We start from the raw sequence: 1596 nt of genomic DNA on the forward strand, positions 1-1596 counted from the left end.
TTTCCTACGTTTAGTCAAGTACTTTTTTCTATTGGTTTTTATCAAGAAAAAAGTATACGAAATAAGCCTAATAAATTAGAAATTTTTTTATTAGGTATGCTATAATTCTAGGTAAGGATATATTCCTTATTGGTCGTTAGAGGCCGTGTATGAGTAATCATACGGACTTGAATGTCGTACCATCGAATGGAGACATTTCAAGAGCTTGTTGATGCAGGCGACGAGCGCAACCTTATGCTTTTTGGGCGAAGGTTGCGTTTTTAGTTTATAGTAATAGTCCACAAGATGATTGGGCCCCGCCGCTTGTTGTCGAATCATGTTCATCATAATAAAATACAAATTTTTTCGGGCCTTCGGATTCCCATGTTTATTCATGTGTTCTTTGGCTGTATATTTTCCAGATTGATATCTTCTGGTATCAACACCGACGAAAGCATTCAATTGCTTATGAGAAGAAAAACGCCGAATATCCCCTAATTCACCAATAATGAGTCCTGCAGAAAGTTCACCAATTCCAGGGATACTTTGATAGAAATCAAATTCTATTGTTTGTTTCGCAATTTCAACTAGCTGTTTGGCGAGTTGTTCTTTTGTTACAAGCAATTGTTTCAATTGTTGGGCATAATACACGACTTTTTGAACAGAAATACTTTGTCCAGATTCTGCTGGATAAGAATTTTGCGCAAGTGAAAGTAAGGTTTGTGCTTTAGCCAAGGCTTTTTGATCGGAGATTTTTTTATCCGTATTTTTCTTTAACACATTTTTTACCTTAGTTTGGCTTAAGTGTGCCAAGTAATCAGGGTGGGGGAAAAGTTCGACAAGATTCAAGGCGAGTTTTGATAACCTGTTCGTGAAAAGTGTTTCCAATTCTGGGAAAGTCAATTGTAAAGCGGTATGCAGGTTCATTCTCGTGCGTTTAATGTCCCTTTCAATTTGTTGATAAAAGCGTGCAAAATCGCGTGTTTGTTTATAGACTTCTGTTTGAGATTGTTTTTGTTTCCGCAAAAATTGACCGTGTGTTTGTGCCAGTCGATGGGCATCTCGTTTATCCGTTTTGACTGAACGTAAGTCAATATTCAGTTGTTTTTTCGCTTCTAAAGGGTTTAATAAACAATAGGCGAAATGATTCTTTTGACAAAAAGTTTCAATGACTCTTGAATAAACCCCCGTTGCTTCAAAAACGATTTGTGGTCGTTCTGGAAGAGCATAAATTTCTTGAAGAAGTGCATTGAAATGTGTTTTATCGTGAAGAATTTCTTGTTCAAAAAGACAAGTATTTTCATGATAAATAACGACATAACTTTTTCCCATTGAGACATCTAAAGCAAGTACATACATAATTTTCATCTCCTAAGAAGTGTTGAAAGATTCTTCACTGCTTCATTTCGTTCCTAATTTCCTTTACACGGGCTCGAAGCCCCAACATACTTAAACCAGGTTTTAAAATGACAGTGAAGAAGACCATTTTTTGTTTGGGACTCGTAGTCCAAGAAAGTGTGGTCGGTCTTTCTTTCACAACCAACTATACGCTTAAAAGAGCGTTAGAGGGTAATTTCATCCGTCGATGAATTTACCCTCTAATCTTAGTATGTTTTT

Annotated in this window: 1 protein-coding gene; it reads right to left on the reverse strand. The window is 36.4% G+C overall.

Annotated features, from left to right (window positions below):
• Positions 1-126 precede the first annotated feature (126 nt).
• Positions 127-1347 (reverse strand): IS110 family RNA-guided transposase, encoded by a 1221-nt coding sequence (locus FGQ66_RS14975; protein WP_138302658.1) that lies wholly within the window; start codon positions 1345-1347, stop codon positions 127-129.
• Positions 1348-1596 lie beyond the last annotated feature (249 nt).

Origin of the sequence: Enterococcus sp. BSD2780061688st2 D3, from assembly GCF_005844145.1 — a bacterium.
Lineage (GTDB): Bacteria > Bacillota > Bacilli > Lactobacillales > Enterococcaceae > Enterococcus_B > Enterococcus_B durans.